Below are 26,971 nucleotides of genomic sequence, written 5' to 3'. Positions count from 1 at the left end.
TCATTTGGGGGCGTGAGCTCCTGAATGGCCCTTTTTCAAAAAAAACGAACTTTTTAATAGTAAATGGATGGAAGGATGATCACAATGACAGTCAAAAAAGAGAAGTTGGTCCTAGTCGGAAACGGAATGGCGGGCGTTAACGCTGTTGAACATTTACTTAAACTTACACCTGATAAATATGAGGTTACGATTTTTGGCAGTGAACCGCATCCGAATTATAATCGAATCTTGTTGTCCTACGTACTTGCGGGAGATTCCAAGGTAGAGGATATCGTCATTCATCCCTATGAATGGTATGCGAATAACCACATCACCTTGCATACCAACCAAACCATTACAGACATCGATACAGCAGCACAAACCGTAACGAGTGATAAGGGACTGACAGTTTCTTATGATAAATTGATTTTGGCTACAGGATCTAATCCCTTTATGATTCCAATGCCTGGCGCTGATAAAGAAGGGGTTATGGCGTACAGAACCATTCGTGATTGTGAAATTATGATCGAGTCCGCTAAAAAGTATAAAAAAGCGATCGTTATCGGTGGCGGTTTATTAGGATTAGAAGCGGCGAGAGGCTTCCTTAACTTAGGTATGAAGGTTGATGTTGTTCATATTGTAGATACAATTATGGAGCGTCAGCTTGATCGAACGGCGTCCAAAATGCTGCAAGCGGCGCTTGAAGAGCAGGGTATCAACTTCTTGCTTGAGAAGCAATCCGCGGAAATCGTTGGCGACAAGCGGGTAACAGGCTTGAAATTCAAAGATGGTACTGTTGCTGAGGCCAATCTTATCGTTATGGCAGTAGGGATTCGTCCCAATGTTGAACTTGCGAAAAAGGCTGGAGTTGAGTGCAATCCTGGCATCATTGTGAATGACTATTTGCAAACAAGTGCTCCCAATGTTTATGCGGTTGGGGAATGCGCGATGCATCGTGGGATTGCTTATGGATTGGTGGCACCGCTCTACGAGCAAGGTGCTGTGCTTGCTAAACATTTGGCAGGCGTGGAAACGGGTCCTTATGAAGGGTCTATCCTTTATACGAAGCTTAAAGTATCTGGTGTTGACGTTTTCTCAGGCGGACAGTTCGGCGATGCGGAAGGCACGAAAGCCATTCGCATTCATGATGAGTTCACTGGTGTTTATAAGAAAGTTGTGATTAAAGACAATAAAATCATCGGTGCGGTTCTCTTCGGAGATACGGCGGATGGTACGCGACTTATGCAAATGATTCGGGAAGAAACAGATGTTAGCGGCTTGGAAAAAACGGCTATTTTGACGGATTCATCCGGAGGCGGAGCGGCATCGGGTGTTGCTGACATGAAAGACGATGCCATCATATGTGGTTGTAACGGCGTTACCAAAGGAACGATTTGTTCAGTGATCAAGGATCAAGGATTAACGACAGTGGATGAAGTGAAAAATTGTACGACAGCTTCTCGTTCTTGCGGCGGTTGTAAACCACTCGTTAGTGATTTGTTGGCATTTACACTAGGAGCTTCCTATGATAAGAACGCTGCGAAAGAGACGATTTGCGCTTGTACAGACCATACACGTGATGAAGTCGTTACAGCGATTCGTGAAAAAGGGTTATCCCATGTACGTGAAGTGATGAACGTCCTTGGCTGGAAAAATGATGAAGGCTGCTCGAAATGCCGTCCTGCGCTCAACTACTATCTAGGTATGGTAAGTCCAGATACGTATAAAGACGATAGTACTTCACGTTTTGTAAATGAGCGTATGCACGCTAACATTCAGAAAGATGGAACGTACTCCGTAGTTCCACGGATCTATGGCGGTGTAACCAATCCGACGGAATTGAAGCGTATTGCAGAAGTAGCCGAGCAGTTCAATGTCCCAACTGTGAAGTTTACAGGTGGACAGCGTCTTGATTTGCTTGGTGTGAAGAAAGAAGATCTTACCGCGATGTGGGAAGCCTTAGATATGCCTTCCGGTTATGCTTATGGTAAAGCCTTACGAACTGTAAAAACGTGTGTGGGAGAAACTTTCTGCCGATTCGGCACGGGTGACGCGATGGGTGTAGGTATCGAGCTGGAGAAACGTTTTGAACGCTTGAACACACCTGCCAAAGTAAAGCTAGCGGTATCCGGATGTCCTCGAAATTGTGCGGAATCAGGGATCAAAGATTTAGGCATCGTTTCGGTTGATGGCGGTTGGGAGCTTTATGCCGGAGGAAATGGCGGTGTGAAGGTACGCGTGGGTGATCTATTGACTACTGTCAAGACGGAGCAAGACATTATCGAATATACAGAAGCATATCTGCAGTACTATCGTGAAACAGGTAAATATGGTGAGCGCACAAGCGAGTGGGTGCACCGACTTGGTATCGAGCATATCCGTGATGTGGTTGAGAATGAGGAAGAGCGTAAACAATTGTGTGCTCGTATGGATCTAGCGCTTTCTGTGACGAAGGACCCTTGGAAACAAGCGATTGATAGCAAAAAAATTCAACGTGACCTTTATGAAGTTGTAGAGCTTAACTAGAAAAAGAGGAAAGTCGGGAGGAGCAGACTATGAAAACACAAGAAGAGCAAATGATTTGGGTGCAGGCCGTTTCTTATGACGATTTAGCTGTTAACACAGGAAAAACAATTCGGTATCAAGGAGAAGAGGTAGCACTCTTCAAGCTGAAAAGCGGCAAGCTTCAAGCCATCCAGAACCGCTGTCCTCATAAAGAGGGCGTCCTTGCGGAAGGAATTGTATGTGATGACCACGTCTTCTGTCCGATGCATGATCGCAAGATTCATCTCCCTTCCGGTCTCGTTCAAGCTCCGGATACGGGGTGTGTACGAACGTATTCTACGAAAGTTCATGATGGAACGGTATTTATTGGATTTCCGATAAACAAAGAATTAGCCTGCTAACGCTTTGTTGACCGCATAGGCACATTCAGATACATTGAGATTTCATAGAGAGCTTTATCATCGGGGGTGGGGTGCGTTGAAATCAGCACTATTGGCTTTACCTAAAGAACAACCCTCCTCCCATTGCTGCTTTTGCAGCATGCAGTGCGGATTGGAGATTATGCCGAGTGAGAAGACGTCAGGTCTCACGATTAAACCAAGCCCGAACTTTCCTGTGGCGACTAGCCGTCTTTGTCAGAAAGGATTGAATGCACTGGATCATGTGCTTCATGCCGATCGGATTCTTAAGCCATTGACTAGGGGGATTGGTGAGCCACGGCGGTGGCGAACTGTCTCTTGGGACCATGCGTTTGCAGACATTGCTGAACGGATTCAAGGACTTCAAGCAACGTATGGCCTTGATGCCATTGGCGTGTATGGCGGGGGCTCACTTACCAATGAAGTTAGTTACTTACTTGGTAAGTTTACCCGAGTAGCACTCAGGTCCAAATACATTGATTATAATGGTAGATACTGTATGTCCTCAGCGGCCGCAGCCAGTAATCAGGCTTTCGGGATCGATCGCGGGATGACAATGCCTCTAACGGAAGTTCCGAATGCGAAATATATCATTCTCGCAGGAACGAATATTGCGGAATGCCAGCCGACAATGATGCCTTATTTACTTGAAGCGAAGAAAAAAGGCGCAGTGATCGTAACGATTGATCCGCGTAATACCATGACATCGAAGGTAGCCGATATCCATGTTCGTCTACAACCGGGATTCGACTCTGTATTTATAAACGGACTCCTACATGTCATGGTGGAGGAGAAACTCGTTCATCATCGATTCATTGAAGAACGCACGGTTGGATTTGAGCAATTGAAGGAGGCCGTTAAGCCTTTCACCCCAGCGAGAGTGGAGGAGCTAACTGGCATTCTAGAAGCCGTAATTCGTACGATAGCTCGTGGATTCGCGAAGGCGGAGACAGGGATTGTACTTACAGCACGTGGCTTGGAACAGCAAGTGAACGGGGTAGAGAACACGCTGAATTACATTAATTTAGCCTTGATCACCGGCAAAATAGGGCGCAAAGGCTGCGGCTATGGCGCCGTGACTGGCCAGGCGAACGGGCAAGGTGGACGCGAGCATGGGCAGAAGGCGGACCAACTGCCGGGCTATCGTTTGATCGAAGACCCAGCTGCGCGTGAGCATGTAGCCAAGGTATGGGGCATCGATCCAAGTGAACTGCCTGGCAAAGGGGTTTCTGCTTATGAACTGCTGCAGAAGATAGATGAAGGTGAAATCAAGGCCTTAATCGTCCTCGGATCGAATCCGCTCGTATCCAGCCCAAATAATCGGATGGTGGAGCGGGCGCTGCAGAAGCTGGAGCTGCTTGTTGTCGTTGACATGTTCGAAACCGAAACGGCGCGTTATGCCCATTATTTGTTACCAGGGTCATCCTTTGCGGAAGCAGAAGGTACGATGACCAATCTGGAAGGACGCGTGTTTCACCGCCAGAAAGCGATGGAGCTTCCGGGAAACAGCAGACTTGATTTCCACATTATTTGTCAGCTAGCAGAAGCGCTAGGCCGGGGAGCCTATTTTCAATATGCGGGTATTGAAGATGTGTTTCGCGAGTTGGCAGCTGCTACGGCAGGTGGGAAAGCGGATTACAGTGGCATTACGTATGAGCGGCTTCAGGAGGAGAAAGGCATATTCTGGCCGTGTCCTGCTCCTGACCACCCGGGTACACCGCTATTATTTGAGAATCATTTTAATCATTCCGATGGCAAAGCCAGATTGTTCGGTATTAAGCCGAAAATGCCGGCAGAACCAATTGATACGGATTATCCCATCGTACTTACAACGGGTAGGCTTGCGAATCATTATTTAAGTGGTGCACAAACACGTCGAACGGAAGCGTTGAATAAGAAGGCTCCCGTTCCCGTTGCCGAGATTCATCCATGGCTCGCTAAGAGAATTGGACTGAGTATGGATAACAAGATCCGCATTACAAGCCGCCGTGGATCCTTGATATTCGAAGTCAAAGTGACGGAAGGTATTCAGCCTCGTACGGTTTTTGTGCCCTTTCATTGGGGTGATGAGCATTCGATTAATCAATTAACGAATGATGCGTTGGATCCCACGAGTCGGATGCCGGAGTTTAAAATATGCGCAGTAAAAGTGGAACGTGTCGAGTAGACCGCACTCAGCTTAGTTGGCTTGGCCAAAGAACTAAGCAGGTGCGGTCTTTTTTTTGTGGGTAATAGTGAGGTAGGAGTTTACAAAGCATGCTTTTTTGAAATCGAATATACAGTAAGATTGGCGTATTCGGCAATAAGAGGAGCCATCTGGCGAAAGCCGATCTTTCCTCCGGTAAGAGGCTTCCCAAATGTTTTTCCGTCATCGGTCCAATGCAAGACAGTCAGATCATTGATGGCGAATAAAATTTCACTTCCCCATTTAAACAATTTCATCCGGTATGGACCTTTGGCATCGGTAACGGACGGAATCGGATCTCCGCCCTGCGAAACCAGATGAAAGCCATAGCTTTTACGCAGATTGCACGTATGAAAACTCCGCTCCTCTTCTTCCTTGCGTCTGAAGTAGGATACATGGAAAGCGTCGATATCTCCATGGTGATATTGGTCGTACGCACCTGATCTTACGGAAAGCAGGCTGTCAAACAAATCTTCACTACGGATCCCTTTTGCGGCAAAAAATAAGATGCAAAGACCCGGCTCGTGAATCGGCCAAAAATCCCAAGTGATCGCGATGTTGTCTGGAAATTCAACCGGACACCAATAAACGAAATTCGATTTCTGCCCAAGCTTTGGGTCAAGCTTATTCTCCAGCCGCATTCGATTCAGTGGAAAACTGGCAACAGCCTGCCCTTCCATTTTGAAATCAAGCACATCGCTTTCAACGGCTAAAGGATTTTGATATAAAAGCTCATCTAGCATGAATATTTCATTCCAATCCATGTTGTACGTCACCCTCACTCATCTACTGGTGAATTACTTATCTTTTGATCCAATCAAGGTTATAAGGCTGCTCCAATCTCCGCCCAACGCTTTCCAAAACCAGGAGCGCTGCTGTTCAGGAAGCATCGAAGGCGGAACTCTGGAATCCCAAGGCATTCGAGAGAACGGCCTTGGGTTCGTTTTGGTTTCTTGAGGTTGAAAAGGAATCACCTTCAACTTAAACCCTGTTTCATCGAGTGCAATTTCAGGATTTCCATAGTCGATAACCCAACGAATAGCTTCCTCTTGATGCTCTTTTTTAACATGCTGAAAGTCTGGATCATCCGCCAAATCAATAAGCTCATGCGGATCGCTTAGGAGATTGTACAGCTCTTCGTAACCGCCATTCTGATAAAAGAGGTATTTCCACTCTTTGCTGCGGACATGGAGCATATAGTTAGGTGCCACATAGAATTCAGAACAGACGATATCTCGGCGAACCGAGGAAGGTTCCGTGAGGAGTTCCAATAGATCCAAACCAGACCTTCCGTCGTAATTGCGATTTTCACTGGCCCGATTAACCAGAGTAGGGAAAATATCGAGCAGGGTAGTCAATTCATCACAGCGGGTACCCGGATGAATAACGCCGGGCCACCATGCTAACATCGGGATGTGCAAACTGCCCTCGTGCCCTAAGTTTTTAAACCATAATCGGTGATCGCCGAGAAGTTCTCCATGATCCGATGTGAAAATAACGAGTGTATGATCTGCCAGCCCCTCTTCCTCTAGCGTTTGCATGATCCGACCTATTTGTTCATCAATAAACGTAATATTGGCATAATAATAAGCCCTGTTTGTGAGATTAGCGTGCTCCGAGTACAGATCGGCTTCCATTGCTTGACGATGCGATTTCAAATAAGGATTTTTCGACGTTCCATCCTTATCGGAAACCCAAGGCCTCGGCATTTCTTCCGGAGCATATAAATCCGTCAAGTGTGAAGGACAATCGAAAGGAGCGTGAGGCTTGACGAACGACGTCCATAAGAAAAATGGTTTGTTAGAGGGTCTTTCCGCTTTTAGCCACTCTACCGTTCGATCCCCGCACCATTGTGTGATGTGAAGCTCTTTGGGTAGGCCGTTCACAAGCGGCTTTAGCTCGTTATAACCGATCTCTGGAGGTTTCTCCCACCCCCAGGCATCATGCTCCATCAGATATCGGTCATAATCATCAAAACGGATATCCTGTATCCGTTCAGCCGTACGTACGCCCCTCATTTCTTCCGATAAAATGAGATGATCCATGCCATACGTTTGCTCATCCGGTGTAAAATGCATCTTTCCGATCGCTTGATTGTGATAGCCTGCTTTGGACAAATAAGCCGCAATCGACTCATCGGCGGCAATAGCAGGGGCTGATTCGTTGTTGAACACATTCGTCTTTCCCGCGGCAAACCCCGTCATCGTGCAGGCTCTGGCAGGAGCACAGAGAGGGTAAGGGGTAATCGCATTTTCGAATACGGCCCCTTCCTGCGCCAATCGATCCAAATGTGGGGTTTGAATCGTTTTATTTCCGTAAACCCCCAACGTATCCCACCGCTGCTGGTCCGTAAAGATGAGAAGTAGGTTCGGTTGTGTCTTCATGTAACAGGCATCTCGGGTAAAGATTCGAATTCCGGCATGTCGACCATGTACAAGTTACCATATCCCGACATATCACTCGTAAATAGCACATGCTTACCGTCCGGGCTTAGCCTCGGATGAACGTGAAGAATTTGCGAATGGAAACTTCCACGATGCTTACATAGTATACGTGGACCTTTAAACCCGGATCCGTCATTCCGCCATACCTGCAGCGTATCCTGGAATTGCTGTCCATGATAAGCGCTCGTTTGCTGACCGTCACCGATAACAAGCGATAGATCATTTGAATGTACATGCATATTTTGAAAAGGAAATTCGTACTGCTGGACATGACTGTTATCAAAAAGGACAGCCCCAATTATTTTCCCGGTGTGATCCTCAAGAGAATTGGTAAAACCGTGGTAGCCGATATGAATGCCATCTGACAGCCAATATTCGTGGCCGACATATTCATTAGGCTGCTTATCCTTTACCTTCCAGTAACGTCCCGTTTCGATATCCAGCACCCAGATCCGATGATCAATCTGTTCCCAGGGCCCTTCATGACAAAATGTTAACAGATGAGCTTGCGTTGGCGATGTATTGACGTGGCCGATCCACAGCTGGTCCTCATGAAGCTTTTTCGCTTTCCCATCGACAGGGGAAACTGCCATAATCATACAGTGCGGCTTCGCACCGAAATACTCCTCAAAACCCAAGTAACCGTTCTTGGTATCCATCGCGATACGGTCCGTTAAATCCTCGTTCAGGCCGAAGCATAACCACTGCCCGTCTGCGGTGCAGCTCAAGCTGCCGAATTTATAATCTTGTGGAATCGTATAGAGAATCCTTTCTTCCATCGTTCCCAGGTCGATTGCCATAATCGAATTGTCATAGTAGAAATAGGCCTCATGTCCGTCTGGATGAAGAAAGGTACCCTGAATCCGAGATTCACGACCGCGTTCCAAATCCGTTAATTGGGTAATCACGCCATCGTGCAGATCCATGCTGTACAGATTGGTAACATTCTCGCGGTCTGAACCAAAGAGCAGCTTCCCATCTCCATAGAAGCCATTATTCGTAAAATAGATATGGTGACTGTGCGAGCAGTGATTCGTTAGCTGAGTTACGGTTACACCCGTTATCAAATCTGTATAGCTGCGCCGTTCCGAAGGCCAAACCGTTCCTTTACCGCCTCTGGATCTTGCCATTGTCATCGCAATCGCTCCTTTCGGTCCAGTCCCACTGAGCGACTGGACCTTATCCTTAAAAAGTAGGCATACGTACTTACCTTATTTAGCCTTACTTGCAGCGAAAGCTTCACTTATTTCTTTCGTATAGTCATCGCCACCGCTCTTTTTCCACAAATCCATTTCGGCTTTATAGCCGGCTTCATCGATTTTTCCGACAATAAATTTAATTCGTGCGTCTTCCACCATTTGATCCAACTGCGCGCCTTTTTGCGTATAGGTTGCCGTTGTAAAGGGTTCTCCGGGATTTGTAACAATGATTTTTTCATTTGCCTTTTGCACTTCGACCGACTTCGTGCGAAGCGGTGTAGATGGTTTGAACATGTCAGGTATAATATACGGAATCGAAGATAAGATCTGATTCATATTCTTGTTATTAATATCAGGAGCCATAGGGTCAGTCGGAACGATAAGAATAACCTGTTTGCCGTCTTCCACTTTATAATGAACACCTTCAATACCAAAGTTGAGTAACGCTTGCATGTCTTTATCGTTGGTTTTATCCAAGAAAGTAAGCACTTTCTTCAGATCAGCTTCTGTTTTAACGCTGGATTTCGAGATGAGGAACATGCCGTTGTGTCCAGCTGTCGGTTGATTATGAAGACCAGTAGGGCCACTTACTGCTCCAATTAAATCAATACTGCCCTTAGGATTGACTTGTTTCATTTTCTCTTCAATTTGATAGGAACGTTCTGTGACGTCAACCGCCACACCCGCTTGTCCGTTAATAATCGGATCATTCCATTTCGCCGAATCATATACCGCAAAATCTTGATTGATTAACTTCTCATCATACAGTTTTTTGAAAAATTTGAGTGCTTCCATATATTCTGGGGTCAAATGGGCGGGTATCAGCTTGCCGTCTTTCTCAGCCCACTTATTCGGAGCCCCGAACCAAGTTTGCATAATATCAAAGGGGCCAGCATATTTGGTTACGACCATGCCATACGTATCGTCTTTGCCGTTTTTATCGGGATCGTTTTTGGAGAATGCCTTTAACATATTGTAAAACTCATCAATAGTTTTCGGTTCCTGCATGCCTAAATTATCAAGCCAATCCTTACGGTAGCTTATCCCCATACGTCCGATCGGGCGGGATACATAGAGACCATAGTATTTACCGTTTACCGACGTATTGTTAAGAACAGTTGGGTTCGCTTGTTTAAGATTCGGATAATCCTTGAGATAAGGGCCTATTTCCCAGAATGCGCCTCCTTTGATCGCGTTGGCAACAGCAGGCAATTTCGCGTTATTTACAAATAAAAGAGAAGGAATCGAACCGGAAGCAAGCGTTATGTTCAGTTTATCGTTATAGCTTGCATCAGGAACAAATTGAAAATCCAGCTTCGTGTTCGTATATTCTTCTACTTTTTTCCACACTTTACTTTCCGGGGTAGCCGTATCATTGTAGTAGCTCTTCAACATAATACTGATTGGTAATGGCTTTTCTACTGCTGCCGTCGTCGCTCCTGCGGTGGCCTTAGCTGTGTCTGTCGCTTTAGACCCGTCAGTACTTGAACTGCACCCTGCAATAACTGTAACTGCTAATAACACGCTAGTTGTTGCATACAATGGTTTTTTCTTTTTATCCCAATTCATATTCTTTTGCCTCCCTTTGTCAAATCAAAAATGTATTTGTATATGATGAAGCAAGCACCTGTCGTCAATGCCTTTCCGGTCTTGAACCGATGCTGCGACAATCCGAAAATAATCCCTTCACATCGAAAACGATTAACCTTTTACCGCGCCAATTAAAACCCCTTTAGCAAAATACTTTTGAATAAACGGGTAAACCATCAAAATCGGTAATGTACCCACGACGATGATTGCCATTTTAATCGATTGATCCGGAGGTTTTACGTAAGTAGGATCGTAAGTTCCCATTTCTAGCGAGCCCGTTGCCATAAGTACAATTTGCCGCAATAGCACCTGCATCGGCCACTTCTTGGCGTCTGATAGATAGATCAGCGCATTAAAGAAATCGTTCCAGTGTGCAACAGCGTAGAAAAGAGCGAATGTTGCGATAACTGGTTTAGAAAGCGGTAGAACAATCCGCCACAGCACACCAATATCGTTACACCCATCAATTCGGGCCGATTCAATCAGTTCGTTAGGGATTTCTTGAAAAAATGATTTTATAACAATCAAATTAAAAGCGTTGATCGCGACAGGCAGCATGACCGCCCAGTAGGTGTTCAATAGTCCCAAACTTTTCACAACCAGATAAGTAGGAATAATCCCACCGCTAAACACCATCGTGAAGATGATCATGTTCATGACGACATTTCTGCCAATCATATGGCTCCGCGATAAAGCATAGGCCATCGTAAAGGTAAAGAAAAGATTTACAAGAGTACCCCCAATGGTTATAAATACGGATACTCCCAAACTTCGCGGTAACGTATTATCTTTAAAAACAAATTTATAGGCATCAAATGTGATATCTTTGGGAATGAGGAAAAAGGATCTGCTTCCTATCTCGAGATCGCTTGCGAACGATCCCGCCACGATATACATGACCGGAAGGATCATGGCAAGGGCAACGATAGCAAGAAACAAATAATTGGCGATATCAAACAATTTTTCGCCTATAGACGAATGACGTGTGTTCATCGTACTCTCCTCCTAAGAGTTTTGCGATAGCAAAACTGACTTCGTAAGCATACGCAAAGATCAGAATATGCCGGAATGTCCAGCCCTTTTGGCTAAATAATTCGTTGTAAAAACGAGAATGACACCGATAACGGCTTTAAATAGCCCTACTGCCGCGCTGTAGCTGAAAGCGCCTTGAATGATCCCCGCTGTGTAAACATACGTGTCAAACACTTCAGCAACCGACCTGTTTAACGGATTAATCATTAATAATACTTGTTCAAACCCACGGTCCATAAAGTGACCCATTCGCAATATCAGCACGACAATGATCGTTCCCTGAATAGCTGGCAGCGTAATATGCCAGAGCTGGCGAAATCGATTTGCTCCATCGACGATGGCCGCTTCATATTGCTCTTGATCTACGCCCGCAAGCGCTGCTAGGAAGATGATCGTTCCCCAACCCATCTCTTTCCAAATACTCTGTGTGATAATCATGGGACGAAACCAGTCTTCACTTGTTAGAAAGTCTATTTTATGCCCGAATACCTTCAGCATGAATTCATTGATGACTCCACCTTCTGTCGTCAAAAGAAGATAGGAAATACTTGCAACAATAACCATCGAAATAAAATGCGGGATATAAATCAGCGATTGAATAAAACGTTTGTAAAAAGATTTGCGGACTTCGTTTAACAATACCGCCAGTAGGATTGGCGCCGGGAAGAAAAACACCATATCATATAAACCAAGCAAAAGCGTATTTCGTATCAATTTGAAGAAGACAGGATCTTGAAAAAATTGCTTGAAATTATCTAGTCCGACCCACTCGCTTTTTAAAAAACCGACATAAGGCTGATAGTTTTTGAAGGCTAACAGGACCCCCCACATTGGAACATATTTAAATATGATAAAGTAGGCCAATCCCGGCAGAAGCAGCAGCAGCAAATATTTATCTCTTAATACTTTAGCTATCAGCGTGCTTCGCTTGGAAGTTCTTACGGCTCGGACAGGCACGATGTGCTGTTCAGCATCAGATGCTTTGATCATGTTCTCACTCCTTCGCAATTGAAATTTTAGCTTGTGGCTTTGTAAGTTAAACACTATAAGATTCAAAAATTTCTGACAACAACACTATTTTGAAACCGCTTTCTTAAAAAAGTATGAAGTTAGAAAAAAAGTATTATCGCCATGGGAATGGGTTGAACATTCCTTTACTCGGTTTGTGAAATGTATTTCAACCAATTGTACTTCAGAAGCGAAGAGAGGAATACTAATGCCAGTCCCTGTCCCCAGCCTTGAATCCGTTCATGAGCGACCCCTTTGTAGCCGTCGGCGTCTTTCATTACAGCCGTTCCAGCCGAAACGTCCAACACTGTACCGTTATTCGAAATTTTCGATAATATGGCAGGCACGGCCTTCTGAATATACTTATTGTACATAGGGGCGCCGATGGCTTCGTTATATCGAATCAATCCGGCGGCAAGTCCCGCAGAGCCCGATGTTTCCTCATAAGAGGTCGGATCATTCAGCACGGTGTGCCAGAGCCCATGATCAGATTGGAGCCGGACGATGCTGCTAAGTTGATCACGCAGCGAATCGTACATTTTCATATAGGACGGATGTGTGACTTCTACGATATGCAGCGCTTCCGACATCGTATAAGCTGCCCATGAATTGCCACGCGCCCAATAGACAGCGGACATGTTGTTCTGGGCGATATGATCCCAACCGTGAACATATAGATTTGTTTCACGATCCTGCAAGAAGCGCTCGTGTGCATGGTACTGCAGTAAGCCATCCTCCAGCCAATCGTTTCTTTCAAGTAAAGTGCCAATGCGGATGAGAAAATATCCGGCCATAAACATCGTATCGACCCAAGCCTGCTGCGGGAAATCGTAATTTTGCGATACGGTATGCTGAAACACGCCATCCGCGAATCGTACCGCATCTGTTCTCAAGAACTCCGCCATTTGGACCGCTATATCCAGATAACGTTCCGATTTGGTTTGACCGTACAGTGTAAGCAATGTATGACCAATGGATACCGCGTTGACAGTTAACCTAGGAATGCCGTCCTCCAACTGCTCATCGATCCACGTTTGCAATTGATCCAAATACTTTAATTCACCAGTAGCCAGATAAGCTTGGCCTACGCCGTAGAAAGCGACTCCGGCAGGCCAATCCCATGTCATATCCATTTGAAACGTTCTGGTTACTAGCCGCTCGATGGCTTGTTTAATATTCGTTTCATTGATCGTTACGTATTTCAAAACAGTTCCTCCTCGAACATTGAAATTTGAAATCTTAGACTGCATCGATTATTTCTTCTGATCCGCGGCATAGGAAGCGCTCAGATATTCAGCATTCAGCTCCGTCGGCAGTTCGTTCCCGATTAGCTCCAGGCACATGATCGCGTTCAAGGACCATTGCGACGTTACATTTGTCGTGATGCTCGGCAGTTCTTGAATAGGTCGGACATACGCGTGCTCAGGCACTTGATAGGTTCGCGTCGCGTCCTCGCTGCCCCCCGGCAGACGATTCTCCAGCATGATCCGCCATGTTATCGCAGCCAGAGCAGCATTACTGCGTCGGTTGGCTGCGTAAGCCGCCATCGATGCCGCAAACATCGGCCAGCTGAATTTATTATGATCGATGTCTCCATTCGTTCGGGCTAACTTTTCCTCAGGTTCTAGGTAATAAAATTCCCCGAATTCTACGAGCATGTCATCCCATTCAGGATCGGAGAGAAGTTGCGAAAGCTCTATCCACACTTGCGGCGCGCCGAAGGAAATGACCATATGATATCCGTAGTTGCCGTCGCTGATATGGGTAAGAATCCCAGTATTCGGATCGTATCCGAATGTCGTGCCTGATAAGAGCCGGAACGGTGCGGACTTCAAATTCTTAATCCCTTGCAGGATCTTATCTCGGTATTTCGAATTCTCAAAGCGTTCCCATTGCGACATCCAATTCGAGCTAAAAGCTGCCCAGTCTGGACCGCTCCTCACGTGCGTAAGATGTTCATCTTTCGGGAAATAGGCTCGCATCGGATCGATTCCGACGGTGGCGAAATCAGCATCGGCCACTTCCTCCAAAATATCTCCAATACGTTCATCTGCTGTCAAGAAGTAGTAGTAACGGTGCAAACCAGCCATTGCGATACGCGCTTCCTTGCATCCGCAACCCCAGTGAACGACGTTATGCCGAGAACCGAGTCCTGCATATTCTCCGAGATGATAGACATCCACTTCACTCGTATGACGCGTCATGGCCTCCGCCATGCGGAACAAATCTGCACGTCCCGACCGCAAGAACGAGAGCCAAAGCCAGATGTTCGGCACAAGCTCGGTGTTCTGCCAGGCAAACCCGCCTACGTCGTATCGCCATTCGTGCCGTACGGGATCGTACGTATGCATGAAATCTCCATAATCCCAGAAACCGTACCACCGCCGCCTCTCAACCTCTTGCTTGTAGAAGCTCAAACAGGCGTCGAGTTGATCTTCGATCCAAGCTTTGGCAGGCGTGCTGCGGTCAGGCAGACTCCAGATACCGAAAACATTCGTATCATGATAACGTGCAGGCTCACATAAGAGCTGCGGCGGGGTTTGAATATGGCTAGTCATGTTTGCAAGGTCGGCAGCAGCGGGTGTCCCATCACAGCACCACAGCATAAGCTCGTTCGTATTTCCGATTCCATATGGTGTGCTGCGCAGCTCTTCCGATCCCTCATAGGCGGATTCCACATACGTTGTCGTATCGTAATGACGCATATCCATAGCTGCGGCATCTGGTGACCAGAACCAGAGTGTTAGATTGGCTTCATCTGTCGTCATACCGGTTACTTCCAAAGACGATGGATGCTTCTGCCAAAAATTGCGAAGCCCTGCTGCAAGCCCGCCGTGAGTGTCACCGGCATATACAAGCCCTTTCGCACGGTTACCGCTGACGGCCTTCACTGGGCTGCATTCTTTATATGTTTGCTTGACGATAGAATAGGAGTCGGCGGAAAGCTGCGTCAACTTAAAGCTGTCCCAGGCAGCGGAATCATCCAGCAGCGCTTTGAATTTCGCATCTTTCTCATGATCAAATGCAATCGCTTCCCCAGCTTGCTGACGCCAGAACATGTCCAGGTAGACGCCCTTCGTCCGCCATGTCGACAAATGCCGGGGCGATTCACTGAAAAAGCCTGTATCGCCAGCGAAACGAACGTACCTGTTATAAAGAGGGGCTTTCAGCGGCAAAGCAAAAGAGATGCCAAGCCCTTTCACGAAGTCCTCTTGTGGATCTCCATTGAACAATGAGGTGTGGACAATCCGAATTGATGCTTGGTTTGCATAGAAATACAGACGCAGCCGGAAGGGGAGCCAAGAACGGTCGGCTTTCTTGGAGATATGCTCGCCCTCCACCATGAGTACGACCCGTGAAGGGCCCTCCTGTTCGATCGTTACGGATGTGACCTTGCCACGAAACGATTCTTCCTGATAAAGACGCCCGCTTGATGTCGTTCGTCGTTCTTCGCGAATACAGACGAGTGAACCATCCGAGCTGATCAGCTTCTCCCCGTGATATAGAGCGCGGATGAATGACTTTCCTTGTTTTCCGACGATACACCGGATGACTCCGGTATCGACGGTCACTTCATCAGCCGATTGAGTAACCTTCATACGGGATCTCGCATGGATTGTTATGGACTGTTCATCGGCGGCTTGTAGTGTATAACCTTCACTTTCAGGCTTATCGAACGATGCGGCGTGCGCTGTCCATTTCACGCTGCCGTCAGGCCAATAAGCGGTTGGCCAGCTTTGAAGCGCGAGCGGGTTTCCTGACGAATCAATAAGAGTGAAAGTGCCAGCTTGCGACCGATTTAATTCACCTATGTGCCAAGGTACTCCCCATGTAACACCGCAAGAGTTTGGAAGTTCTTCCTCCAACCAATGCACGCGGAGTTGCTTTTTCTCTCCCATGTTTTCTTTACCCCTCTCCGAATTTGTTTTAGGTCTTGGTTCAAGATTAGTTTCTATGTGAATTTCCTTCAACTACACTTTCTAACTCCATACATGACGGGACATTTCACTTTTTTGCGGGATTAAGACTTTTTTTCAAAACAAAAAAACAAACCGCCATTGCAGGCGGTTTGCGGGATGAAGCTATTCATTTCTGTTTAACTCCCGATATCGGCTTGGTGTTATGCCTTCTTGTTTCTTAAAGATTCGGTTAAAATAGCTTGGCTGATATCCAGCCTTTTCGGCAATATCGTTGATTTTCATATCCGTGTCACGCAAAAGCTCCTTCGCTTTTTCAATACGCAGCTCGGTTAAATAGTCAATAAAGTTTTTACCGCTGACCTGCTTGAACGCTTTGCTTAACGCAACCGTATTCGTGCCTGCGTAGTCGGCACAGCTGTCCAGAGATATTTCCTTCATGTAATTGTTCTGAAGATAAATCATCGCAGTTTCCACAGTTCTTTTCACTTCCACGTCGGATCGCGATTCCAGTTCCACCATGCATGGATTCACTACTTTATCATGGAACCAGGCGATCATTTTCTGTGGGTCCCCGATTTGCATAAGTTGTTCGTATAAATTAGCCGATTTAAATATTCGATTTGGATCCAAGTTCGAAAGTCGTATAGCATGCAAGATACTACCGAGTAATTGGAGATTACCTTGCTGAATGTCGATCACCTTGGCTCCGCGTTCGAGCAGTTCTTCCATGAAAGCCTGAATAAGCTGCTTCGCTTCTTCATTCTGGCCGATTCGAATAGCCTGAATTATCGCTCTTTCGAGCGCGAATGGATAATGAATTTCGTGGTTCTCTTTCTCGAGTTCATCCAGTGATTCCAGGTCGATAATTTGGTTCCGGCTTTCGAAGCGGCGTCTGCTTGATGCCTGCATCGCTTCCTCGAAGCGAGAGGGCACATGTATGACAGACATAGCGAGATTGCCGATCGTGACCGATACGTACATTTTCAGCGTGTGATGAATCCCTTGAGCCAGTTCTTGACTGAACGTTTTGATTATTTCCGGCTTTTCAATTTCATCCGGAAGGAAGATGAGGATACCGATCGACAAATCGTGAAAGTTCAACACTTCCGCTTGATCGAAACGACTCGATGCGAGCTCCTTCGTAATATTGGCAGCAGCGAAAGTGACAAGCCCTTCATCACCGGACAAGAAGCGCCCCTCTAAGTTTTCAAACCCGCTCAATTGAATATACAGCATGGCGTATTGCCTATTGTCCACTGACCAGCCGAAATTGCGCATTCTCTCCAGAAGAGATTGCTCGGAGTATGAGTAGAGATACCCTTGAACAAGTTGAAGCAGGAAGCCTTCCTTGAGATGAGGGAGCTGCTCCTCCAGCTTATTCTGAAGCGTCATACTCTCTCTAGTCAAATGCAGCCATTCTTTCTCAATGATCTTAAAATCATCATTTTGTTCTTTCCGGAGCGCCGCTAAACCTGTCTTTCCAGTTAGCAAGTTGACTAACTGTGCGATAGGTGAATAGATGCGCCGTGAAGCCAGCCAAGATAAAACGAACGCGAGCAGCAGCATCGCGATGCTTAGCGTCAAGACCAATTGGGAAATAAAAACGACAGGCTTGGTAATTGCGCTAATCGGAGACGCAGTGACATAAGTCCAAGAAGCACCGACACGCGACATGGTGCCGAAGGCTACCGTGTACGTCGTTTGGTTCCAATCAAACAGGAATGAGCCTGATTTCGCCTTACTGGTAAGTACCTCTCTCTTAATAGCTTCATCTAGCTGCGATGCTGGTTCTTTCCCTGAGCTAGACAGCAATTGATCGCCATTTTCCTCCAGCAGAAACGTACCCCCGTCGTTATAAGGGGCTAACGTTTGCAGCAATTTGGCGACCTTCGCGGTGTCGATCCGAACCGCAATGACCCCAAACGGGTTCTCGTTAGTTTCAGGTATTTTTACCATTAACGACAATGAATTATCACGCGGAAGTCCGGACTCCGAAGTATGCTGGGACCAGAAAACCTTCTTATCAATGGCGAGCAAATTCCTGTATCCTTCGATCTGTACGGCACTGGTTAATGCCTCGTATTGCGGATGAAACCGCACGGGCGCTGCCCCTTCCAAGAACAATTCTGTTTCCGCAGCCAGTGGATTGGCGCCTTTCATATTGGCTAGTGTCTGTGTCATGTTACGAGCAATCTCGAAATCACGCGATAGTTTTAAACTCGCTAATGAGTAACTGAAGCTTGGATCGAATGCCCAATGCATAACCGACGTCTCCAAGTAAGAGAACTGTTCGTCAATATTGGCTGCTCTCAACTGAATCTGTTTATTATGCATCTGAAGCAGTTCGTTCTCAAGACGCTCGCCGGCAAACCAATAAATCACACCGCCGAAGATAAGTCCGGGAATACTGGAGATGATCAGAATTAAAATCCAATTGTCTCGGAAGCGCTTACTTCTGAACACGATTTAATTCCCCCTGATATCTTCTTTTAAACCTATACGGATATGGATAATTTGCAGCTGTAACCCTTCAGCAATAAAAGGTTCCTTCATATAATACCATGTGAATGGTCAACCGAGAATTGACTCTTGATCATATTTTCAAAGCAGAAGGTAAGAGTAGGCCGTACTCAGCTTAGTTGGCTTGGCCAAAGAACTAAGCTGGTGCGGTCTTTTTCTGCGCCTAGAAGTTTCAAATATTCCTGTTCGGGCGCCTCTGCGATACGTACACCGTTCCAAGTTTCGATGACGATTTTACGTAGTTGATGTTGTTTAAGGAACTGGCGAAACATACTTTTTAACTCGTGGACGATGGTCATTTTATCGTTATTTTGGTTCGCTGTTGGTGCAAGTTGATAAATCCGCTTGCCATTATTCTCGATCCAATACAACCACTCACTGCCTTTGAGGGCTAAGTAATTACCGCTTTTACGGGAAAATGAAACGCCAGAAATCTCAGGCCATGGGACAATTAGTCCAAAGGGATTAGCCGGATCAATAGCACTTAAAAGCGTGAATTTATGTTGACTCTCGGAAGCGTTACCTGCTTGCTGGTACAGACGAGTGATGAATTCTTTGGATGCGAACTGCAGAGCATGTAAATCAGTAATGAATAGCCCGCGGACAACAAGACCCCATTCTTCCAACTGACGAAGCGCTGTCTGAATGGCTTCCCATGGAAACGGACAGTGAGTAGATACGAGATCTTTGGTGATGATGCCAAAACGCTCCAGCAGATGATGCGTCCACTGCATAGCGGACGATTGCTTATCGAAGGCAGGGCTAAGCAGGGAATCGAGAGGATACCAACGTCCAAGGCCTGACTGGAATTTATCCGGTTTCTTAGAAGCTCCTGCGGCATGTAGTCGAAGCGGAGCGAACTGGTCGTTGGCAGCCTGTCCATCCCACACTAATTGCAGCAGCTCCTCTAACAATGAAGAGGGAGCCCGCCCAGTTTCAATACCCAGCTTGCTCAGAAAGATGGCCCCTTTTTCCTGCAGAAGGCTAAGAAGCTCAGGGTATGAGGCTGGTCTTTGGTTTGCAATAGTGAGACAGGGCTCATACAGAGAGCTGCTTTCTGCCAGAAAGAAGGCAATGCGGCCTTCCTTTTCGTCGGGCTCTTTGCGGCCTATCCAAACAATTTGACCTGAAGAGCACAAGGTGTCTAGATCTTGTTTGCGGTATGAAAGCTGACGCGTCGGAAATAAGACAGACTCCCAAAGTGAGACGGGCAGGAAGAAGCCTTGCAAATCCTCAATAATTTCGCGAAGCAGTTCCATTCCGGGAACATCAGTTCTATCTGCGAGTTTGCGCCTAAGCGGCATATGCGTCATATAGGTGAGAGGGGATACAGCCTCGCCACTACGTCGATAGGACTGAAGGGACAGACGAATTAATCGGGAAGCTACCTTGCTGCTCGTCCACAGTTCTTCGATTTCTGGATCGGCAAAAGGTGCGACAGTTAACGTACCATCTTGAACGGCGCTCTGAATCCAATCAGCTGCAACGGCAAGTTCCACCTCAAAGCGGGCTGTCAACTCTTCTGTTGTGAAAGAGAGCTTCCCGTCTGCAAATCTTTGAAACACAAACGATTTGGCAACCATAGAATCCGAGAGTGAAGAATAGAACTCTAATTCATCACTGCAGATATAGCGGGTCTCTTTCGTAAAGAAAGCTGTTGTTGTCCTGCCTTGCCCAAGGAGATCATTGATCCATGCTGTAACGATTGTATGAGAGGCTGAACTAGCCTTGACGAGTTCATCCAAAGAGGAATCGCCACGTTCTTTCAAATAACGAAACACCTCTTGGGCAGAGGCTAGCGGTTCATCCGTCAGAGCGAGTTTATGTTCCTCTGCCTCGATGACTTGAGGGCTAACGGCGCTGCGGATCGCTTCAGATCCGAAAATATCGGCTGCCATTTGGCGGCTAAAGCCAAGTAATTCAACCTGTAAATCCTGCGTTAACGCATCGGATTCATATAATTTCTGCGACACGTAGTCAAACTTAAATTGCGCAGCCAGCGGTGATGGGAAATGGTTGCGATGAACGGCAAATTGAATACTTCCTGTATGTATAGCTTCTAAAATGCACTGAAGATGCTGAATATCGACATGCTCTTCCAGGCATTCTCGCATGGCTTCCTGAAACAAAGGAAAGCGTTCTTTGAATGGTAGAGCTTCCTTCATGAGTTCTTGTCCACGCAGTCGCTTAACCCAAGCGGGGATACGTGTGAAGCTGCGGGAAAGTAGTAAGGATGTTTCTGCCAGTCGTTGGAAAGCTGCACCAAACATCCCAGATTCGGCTACAGCTTCAATGATGAACTGTTCCGCTTCTATAGTAGAGATGGACATGATGGCATGCAAAATCGATTCCTGGAAGCTGGGGAAAATGAGCTCTATGCCATTGTCTTTTGCATTGGTATAGATAGCGGTTAGCCCTTTTTTTTTAAGGTGCCGATCCATGGACATTAACCAAGTACGGTTCAGCTTGCGACCGAATAGGCTGTGCAAAATATAGTGTGTTTGATTGTTTTCATCGGCAAAAGTTTCTATGACAACCGTTGTATCTGTTGGGACTGTATTTACAGCGATTTGATTGCGAACGATACCGATGAGAGCTTGGCTAGCCTCCGAATCAAAGTGAAAATGATCCATGAGCCAGTCTTGGACGTCAAGATCAGCTTGCGTGTGAGGAAGCGGCTGCAACCGATCACGCAGCTCTCGCCATAATTGACCCGTTTGAACGCCGAGTTCAAACGACTTTCCGCCGGTTTCCCCGCGCCAGAAGGGGACTTCACTGTAACGGTTGTCGGCTTCCTGGACATAAATGCGCTCTGGACGCTTGCGGACGATACGCCAAGAAGCCGTACCCAATTGAAACACGTCGCCGACAGACGACTCGTGGATGAATTCTTCATCCAGCTCACCGAGGTGAAGCCCGGTTTCATTGTGATGCACGGGATAGGCCGTGCTCTGAGGGATTGTGCCCGCGCCGGTGAGCGCGGCCATCTGTGTGGCCGCCAACCGTTCTAAGCGGCCGGTTTCACGATCCCATGCGATGAGCGGACGCACGAAGGGGTACAGCCCTGCGAGCACCTCGAGCATCGCGAGCCAGCGTTCGCGCGGCAGCTCGCGGAAGGAGTCGCTCTGCGCGAGCAGGCGCTCTAGGCGCGGCACATCCAGCTCGTCGCCCATGGCTACCATGGCGACGAGCTGCTGCGCGAGGACATCAAGGCTGCCCCGCGGGATGCGGATGGCCTCGATGTCGCGCGCCGCGATCCGCCGGCTGAGCACGGCAAGCTCCGGCAGCAGGCTGCGGCTGCGCGCTAGCAGCACGCCGCGGCTGACGCTGCCGACGGCGTGGCCGGCCCGGCCGATCCGCTGGATGCCTGCGGCAGCGGTGAAAGGCGAGTCGATCTGGATCACCAGATCGACATGACCGACGTCGATGCCGAGCTCCAGCGACGACGTGGCAACCAGGCAGCGAAGCTCGCCAGCCTTGAGCAAGCGCTCGACCTCGAGCCGCTTCTCGCGGGCGACGCTGCCGTGGTGGCTACTCGCGATCTCATGACCGACATGGTCATTGAGTCGCAAGGTTAGTCGTTCGCAAAGCCTTCGGCTATTTGCGAAGATAAGCACTGTGCTGCAGCCTTCCATAAGCTGCAGCAGGCGCTCCACAAGAGGCGTCCATATCGCCTCTTTATCAGCCCCAGCCCGCGCAGGTTCCGGCATCGTCACCTGAAGTGCGTACTGCTTCTCGGCTTTGCTCTCGATAATAGCTACATGCCGCGGCTGGTCAGCTTCCCAGCCGCCAAGATAACGAGCGACCCGCTCGATAGGCTTTTGCGTGGCTGACACGCCGATCCGCTGGACGGATCGCCCGCACCACGCGTTCAGCCGTTCCAGCGTGAGCGACAAGTGCATACCGCGCTTGTCCGCTGCCAGATCGTGGATTTCGTCGACGACGATCTGTTCCACGCTTTTTAGCATTTCTCGCGCGCGCGGAGAAGTCAGCAGCAAATACAACGATTCTGGCGTGGTCACCAGCAGATCTGGCGGCTGTTTCAGCATCGATGCCCGAGTGCTTTGATTGGTATCGCCGGTACGAACCCCAATCGTGAGTCCCCTCCAGGCGGTTTCCTTTTCGAAAGAGGAAGCTGTCTCCTCAATTTCTGCCATAAAATGAATCAAATGATCATGAATATCATTATTCAGCGCCTTGAGAGGTGTCACGACAAGCACGCGAACACCGGCTGTGTAAATGTCCTCAAGTTCCTGCTTCTTTTTAAGAACACCGTCCAAACAAGGCAGTAATGCTGCCAGTGTTTTACCCGAGCCTGTTGGGGAAGAGATGAGAGTGTGAGTGCCAGAACGTATTTGTTTCCACGCCTGCTTCTGAACATCCGTAGGTTCACCAAAACGAGAAGCAAACCAAGACCTCAGAATGGGATGAAAATGAGATAAATCCTGCGCTATGTCCTTCATTGCCTTCGCTCCCTTGCTCACAATTTCTTCCAACATAGCATATTGTGAGGGTCATCGCCAGCGGTACGGAATATGACAGTTATGAATAATCATGCGCATTTTCCGCATGTACCCTGTTCCCCCTTTTAGGATGTCCCATATTATACAGCATCAAATTATTAAGGGGTGTGCAAGCTCTTTGAAAAAATTGATCGCTAGACGAAGACGCACGGGTATAAGTAAGCCTTTACTAAATCCACGAGTCGCTGTTGCAAGGAACTTCCCAGTCCCTAATAATAACTTTCGTAAATTCTTTGAATTTATAAATTCGTGTGAAACAGGATGGTTCGATATCCAAGTAACTAGTGGCGTCAACATCAGATTTCTTATGCGCATAGACAGTGCAACCGATCATTCTATTACGGGGATATATTTAAACCATCTGGGATGAGTGACTATGCAACAATTCAATTAAATACAGTTGTCAACGTGTTCGACCCTGGGGGATTGGGGACATTTTGCGTACTACCTCCTGATGATAAATCAGGTGATGTAGTTATCGTCTGTATTAGTGGTTTTCGTGGTGGTACTAAAAATGGTATGACCAGATTACGGGGTATATTGCGAAACAGGCTTAGATCAGCTTATGGAGTAAATCCTGATAACATATTTCATAGAAGTTGGAATATCAATCATAGTAATGATCCTCTGTTTTTCCCATTGGTTAACGATCTGGTTCGGGAAATCAATAGAAGAACTTTGAACCCAAGCTATTTGGCTATCATTGGTCATTCCTTTGGTGGTTGGGCCGCATGTAGATTATCGAAAGTAACAAAAAAAACTCCAAATTTTATAGGACTCGTTGATCCTGTATTTGGTATTAGTAATACTTTGATGAACCCTAGAGATGTGCCCCGGGGGAGTGTAATTACGAATTGGTTTCAAAATAATACTGTCAGCATCCCTATGTCTTGATAAGACGATACCCTGCACGCCTCTTGTAAATGGGATTTCCTGTGGTTTTCAAGACGTCCCGGGAGCGGTACGTAAACCTGTAGAGTTTCTGCGAACTGCTAGTGGGACAATAAGAACGGTGAATTGTTTAGGTAAAGGCCGAGTTCGACTTCGTGCTTCACATGTTACCATTGACGATGATGCTCGTATTCACCGCCTTATTTTCAATCAGATTAACAATGATCTAAGTAAAATAATAAAAAATGATGCCTAAGCACTTCTCTTCTCGGGGGGCTTCTTTTATTTTTTCATTTATCAGGAAGTAAGCTTCCATCTTCATACGAAAACGATAATCTGTCCATAGCTTCTTTTGATAAAGGAAAGTTTATCTATGGAAAATAAAAGGATACCCTCCTAAAAATAACCATACCAACGAACTCTTCTGATACATGTAGTATTCAAATAAAGAAGGAGAGTGTGTGAAGCGTGATGCTCAGAAAAGTAATAGCGACGGGTCTTGCTTTCGTTATGATCATGGGAAGCGGCACAGCCGTTCTAGCCAAAGACAATGGAAATAAAAAAGATGACAGTAAGGTTGAGATTCATCTTACCTTTGACGATTTGCAAAGTGCGGAGTGGGCGATACGCTATATCGCGAGCTTAGCATCCAAGCGTGTGTTTGAAGGGTATGAGGATGGTACCTTTAAACCTCATAATACGGTTTCCCGAATCGAAGCGATTACGGCTGCCGTTCGTTTGATGGGACTGCGCAGCCAAGCCGAATCATCAGCAGAAATGAGCACTCATCTTAATTTTAAAGATGCTGATAAAGTTCCTTCTTGGGCAGTCGGTTATGTAGCAGTAGCTTTAGAAAATGATTTGTTCTCGGAAAATGACGATATGGTTCAGCCTCAAAAGGAAGGTGACCGGCTTTGGGCAACGACGCTTTTAGTTAAAGCGTTGAAGTTAGAAGCTCAGGCGAAAGCGAAAATGAACACGACGCTGCCATTTAAAGATGCGAAACAAATTCCTGCAGGCGCTGTGGGGTATGTAGCTGTTGCCATCGAGAAAGGTTTGATTGATGGTTTCGAAGACAACACATTTAGGCCAAATCAACCGGTAACACGGGCTCAGCTCGCAGCTTTGCTAGATCGTACGGGCGGTCAATTGCCAGAACAAGGGAATAACACGATAAATGGAACTGTAAGCAGGGTTGTTACCAACAACACGCTTAGTATCACGAGTTCAGGCACAACATCAACTTATCCTCTGCATCCAGATGTTTTCATTTATCGGAACGGGGCCAAAGTAAACGCATCTGCTTTGCAAGCTGGGGATGTAGTGAAAGTACGTACATTTAATGGTCAAATTGTATTCATTGAAGTAACCAATGCCGTGCAATCCATTATCTACAGCGGCACTGTAAGTGCGGCAGTTACGAATAATACATTGACGCTATCAAAAGCTGGAACTACCTCTACACTACCGCTTCATCCGGATGTCGTCGTTTATCGCAACGGCATTAAAGTGAGTGCGTATGACCTAAAAGTTGGTGATGAAGTTAACATTCGCACTTCGGATAATAAGGTCATCTACATCGAAGTCACCAAATCGATTGTACCTATTTCAAGCAGCGGGACAGTTAGCGCGACCGTTAGTAACAATGTGCTGAAGCTTACGAAATCAGGCGTTACAACTTCATACACCCTGCATCCAGATGTGGTCATTTATCGGAATGGCGTGAAAGTTAATGCTTCCTCTCTGCTAGTTGGCGATGAGGTGAACGTTCGCACATCCGATAATAAAGTCATCTTCATTGAAGTAACACAAACGGCACAAGCCATTACGAATAGCGGGACAGTTAGCGCAGTTGTCAGCAATAACGTGCTTAAGCTCCAAAAGTCAGGTGTTACATTTGAGTTAATACTTCACTCGGATGTTATCGTTTATCGCAATGGGTTGAAAGTCAATGCTTCCGATTTGCAAGTTGGAGACGAAGTCAATATTCGCACGACCGAAAATAAAGTCATATATATTGAAGTGACCAAAATGGTTCAACCCATTACAAACAACGGTACAGTAAGCGCCGTAGTGAGCAACAATGAACTGAAGCTCACGAAGTCGGGAGTTACAACTGTATTCACACTTCATCCGGATGTCGTTGTTTATCGGAACGGCGTGAAGGTCAGAGCTGTTGATTTAAAAGTAGGCGATGAAGTCGATATCCGCACCTCGGACAATAAAGTCATTTACATTGAAGTGACCAAAATGATCGATGCGAATTTACCATTTGATCTTTTAGGAAAGTTAAAGGGAACTACCCTCAATACCCAAGGTGAACTTGCAACGATTTCTATCACTCAAACCAATAATGGTAGGGAACAAACAACGATCTATCAGGTATCCTCTGGTGTCACGCTTTCGGGCAACTTGGCCTTATTTAAGGAAGGGAATCTTATCCAGCTAAAAGGTGTTAACAAGCTCGTAACCTCCATCACGATCAAATAATATGCGAAAAGAAGAGGCTGACTCAAAAGGTTAAAACCTTGGGAGCGGCCTCTTTTTTGTTCCGATACGGAGCGAAATCTAACAGGAATTCCTCCCGTTAATTTGGCGTTAATTGTTCTAAACAGTCATCTAACTGGAAAACCTCCCTCTAATTTTTTGGGGAATCGCTATTCAGCGAGAAAACCTCTGAAATAACGGGAGATTTTCCATGTAAACTAAACTTTTTTAGAAAAAAACCAAATTAACGGTAGGTTTTCCCTGTATTA

Annotated in this window: 15 protein-coding genes; 5 read left to right on the top strand and 10 right to left on the bottom strand. The window is 46.6% G+C overall.

The genetic code is table 11. The annotated features are described in order from the left end of the window. Positions 1–84: 84 nt before the first annotated feature. The 3 genes from nirB (at position 85) to GC098_RS29060 (ending at position 5,070) form a co-directional block, all read left to right on the top strand. On the top strand, positions 85–2,505 hold the full coding sequence (gene nirB, locus GC098_RS29070; RefSeq protein ID WP_171646781.1) for a nitrite reductase large subunit NirB: 2,421 nt from the start codon (positions 85–87) through the stop codon (positions 2,503–2,505). Between the two features lie 29 nt (positions 2,506–2,534). Continuing rightward, entirely contained in the window at positions 2,535–2,885 is a 351-nt protein-coding gene (gene nirD, locus GC098_RS29065; RefSeq protein ID WP_064743424.1) for a nitrite reductase small subunit NirD, read from the top strand. A 76-nt stretch (positions 2,886–2,961) separates the two neighbouring features. Further along, on the top strand, positions 2,962–5,070 hold the full coding sequence (locus GC098_RS29060) for a molybdopterin oxidoreductase family protein (RefSeq protein ID WP_246321303.1): 2,109 nt from the start codon (positions 2,962–2,964) through the stop codon (positions 5,068–5,070). 80 nt (positions 5,071–5,150) lie between these two features. Here the strand turns inward: GC098_RS29060 and GC098_RS29055 are convergent, their stop codons facing one another. The 10 genes from GC098_RS29055 to GC098_RS29010 form a co-directional block, all read right to left on the bottom strand. After that, positions 5,151–5,852, bottom strand: coding sequence for a DUF1961 family protein (locus tag GC098_RS29055; RefSeq protein WP_171646779.1), 702 nt, complete (start codon positions 5,850–5,852; stop codon positions 5,151–5,153). Between the two features lie 33 nt (positions 5,853–5,885). Then, positions 5,886–7,472, bottom strand: a complete 1,587-nt coding sequence (locus GC098_RS29050) for a sulfatase family protein (protein WP_171646777.1) — start codon at positions 7,470–7,472, stop codon at positions 5,886–5,888. Beyond that, positions 7,469–8,668, bottom strand: a complete 1,200-nt coding sequence (locus tag GC098_RS29045) for an oligogalacturonate lyase family protein (RefSeq protein ID WP_216625460.1) — start codon at positions 8,666–8,668, stop codon at positions 7,469–7,471. Before GC098_RS29045 ends, GC098_RS29050 begins: the two co-directional genes overlap by 4 nt. Positions 8,669–8,743: 75 nt before the next feature. Then, positions 8,744–10,300, bottom strand: a complete 1,557-nt coding sequence (locus GC098_RS29040; RefSeq protein WP_171646775.1) for an extracellular solute-binding protein — start codon at positions 10,298–10,300, stop codon at positions 8,744–8,746. Between the two features lie 132 nt (positions 10,301–10,432). Next, positions 10,433–11,314 carry a carbohydrate ABC transporter permease gene (locus GC098_RS29035; RefSeq protein WP_171646773.1) on the bottom strand — a complete coding sequence of 294 codons (882 nt, stop codon included), beginning with the start codon at positions 11,312–11,314 and terminating at the stop codon, positions 10,433–10,435. Between the two features lie 60 nt (positions 11,315–11,374). Further along, on the bottom strand, positions 11,375–12,340 hold the full coding sequence (locus GC098_RS29030) for an ABC transporter permease (RefSeq protein WP_376773973.1): 966 nt from the start codon (positions 12,338–12,340) through the stop codon (positions 11,375–11,377). Positions 12,341–12,507: 167 nt separating this feature from the next. Then, complete coding sequence (locus tag GC098_RS29025) at positions 12,508–13,566, bottom strand: glycoside hydrolase family 88/105 protein (protein WP_246359036.1); 1,059 nt, start codon at positions 13,564–13,566, stop codon at positions 12,508–12,510. 48 nt (positions 13,567–13,614) lie between these two features. Further along, positions 13,615–16,260, bottom strand: a complete 2,646-nt coding sequence (locus GC098_RS29020) for an exo-rhamnogalacturonan lyase family protein (RefSeq protein ID WP_171646768.1) — start codon at positions 16,258–16,260, stop codon at positions 13,615–13,617. 183 nt (positions 16,261–16,443) lie between these two features. Beyond that, positions 16,444–18,744 (bottom strand): AraC family transcriptional regulator, encoded by a 2,301-nt coding sequence (locus GC098_RS41335; RefSeq protein WP_171646766.1) that lies wholly within the window; start codon positions 18,742–18,744, stop codon positions 16,444–16,446. A 167-nt stretch (positions 18,745–18,911) separates the two neighbouring features. Next, complete coding sequence (locus GC098_RS29010) at positions 18,912–23,264, bottom strand: DEAD/DEAH box helicase (RefSeq protein WP_171646764.1); 4,353 nt, start codon at positions 23,262–23,264, stop codon at positions 18,912–18,914. A gap of 426 nt (positions 23,265–23,690) precedes the next feature. On the opposite strand from GC098_RS29010, the gene GC098_RS29005 reads away from it, so the two are divergent. Beyond that, positions 23,691–24,218 carry a hypothetical protein gene (locus tag GC098_RS29005; protein ID WP_171646762.1) on the top strand — a complete coding sequence of 176 codons (528 nt, stop codon included), beginning with the start codon at positions 23,691–23,693 and terminating at the stop codon, positions 24,216–24,218. Positions 24,219–24,686: 468 nt separating this feature from the next. Then, complete coding sequence (locus tag GC098_RS29000; protein ID WP_171646760.1) at positions 24,687–26,705, top strand: S-layer homology domain-containing protein; 2,019 nt, start codon at positions 24,687–24,689, stop codon at positions 26,703–26,705. Positions 26,706–26,971: the final 266 nt, after the last annotated feature.

The sequence above is a fragment of the Paenibacillus phytorum genome, from assembly GCF_013141715.1.
In the GTDB taxonomy this organism is placed as follows: Bacteria; Bacillota; Bacilli; order Paenibacillales; family NBRC-103111; genus Paenibacillus_E; species Paenibacillus_E phytorum.
This window is presented reverse-complemented; position numbering and strand designations above follow the sequence as displayed.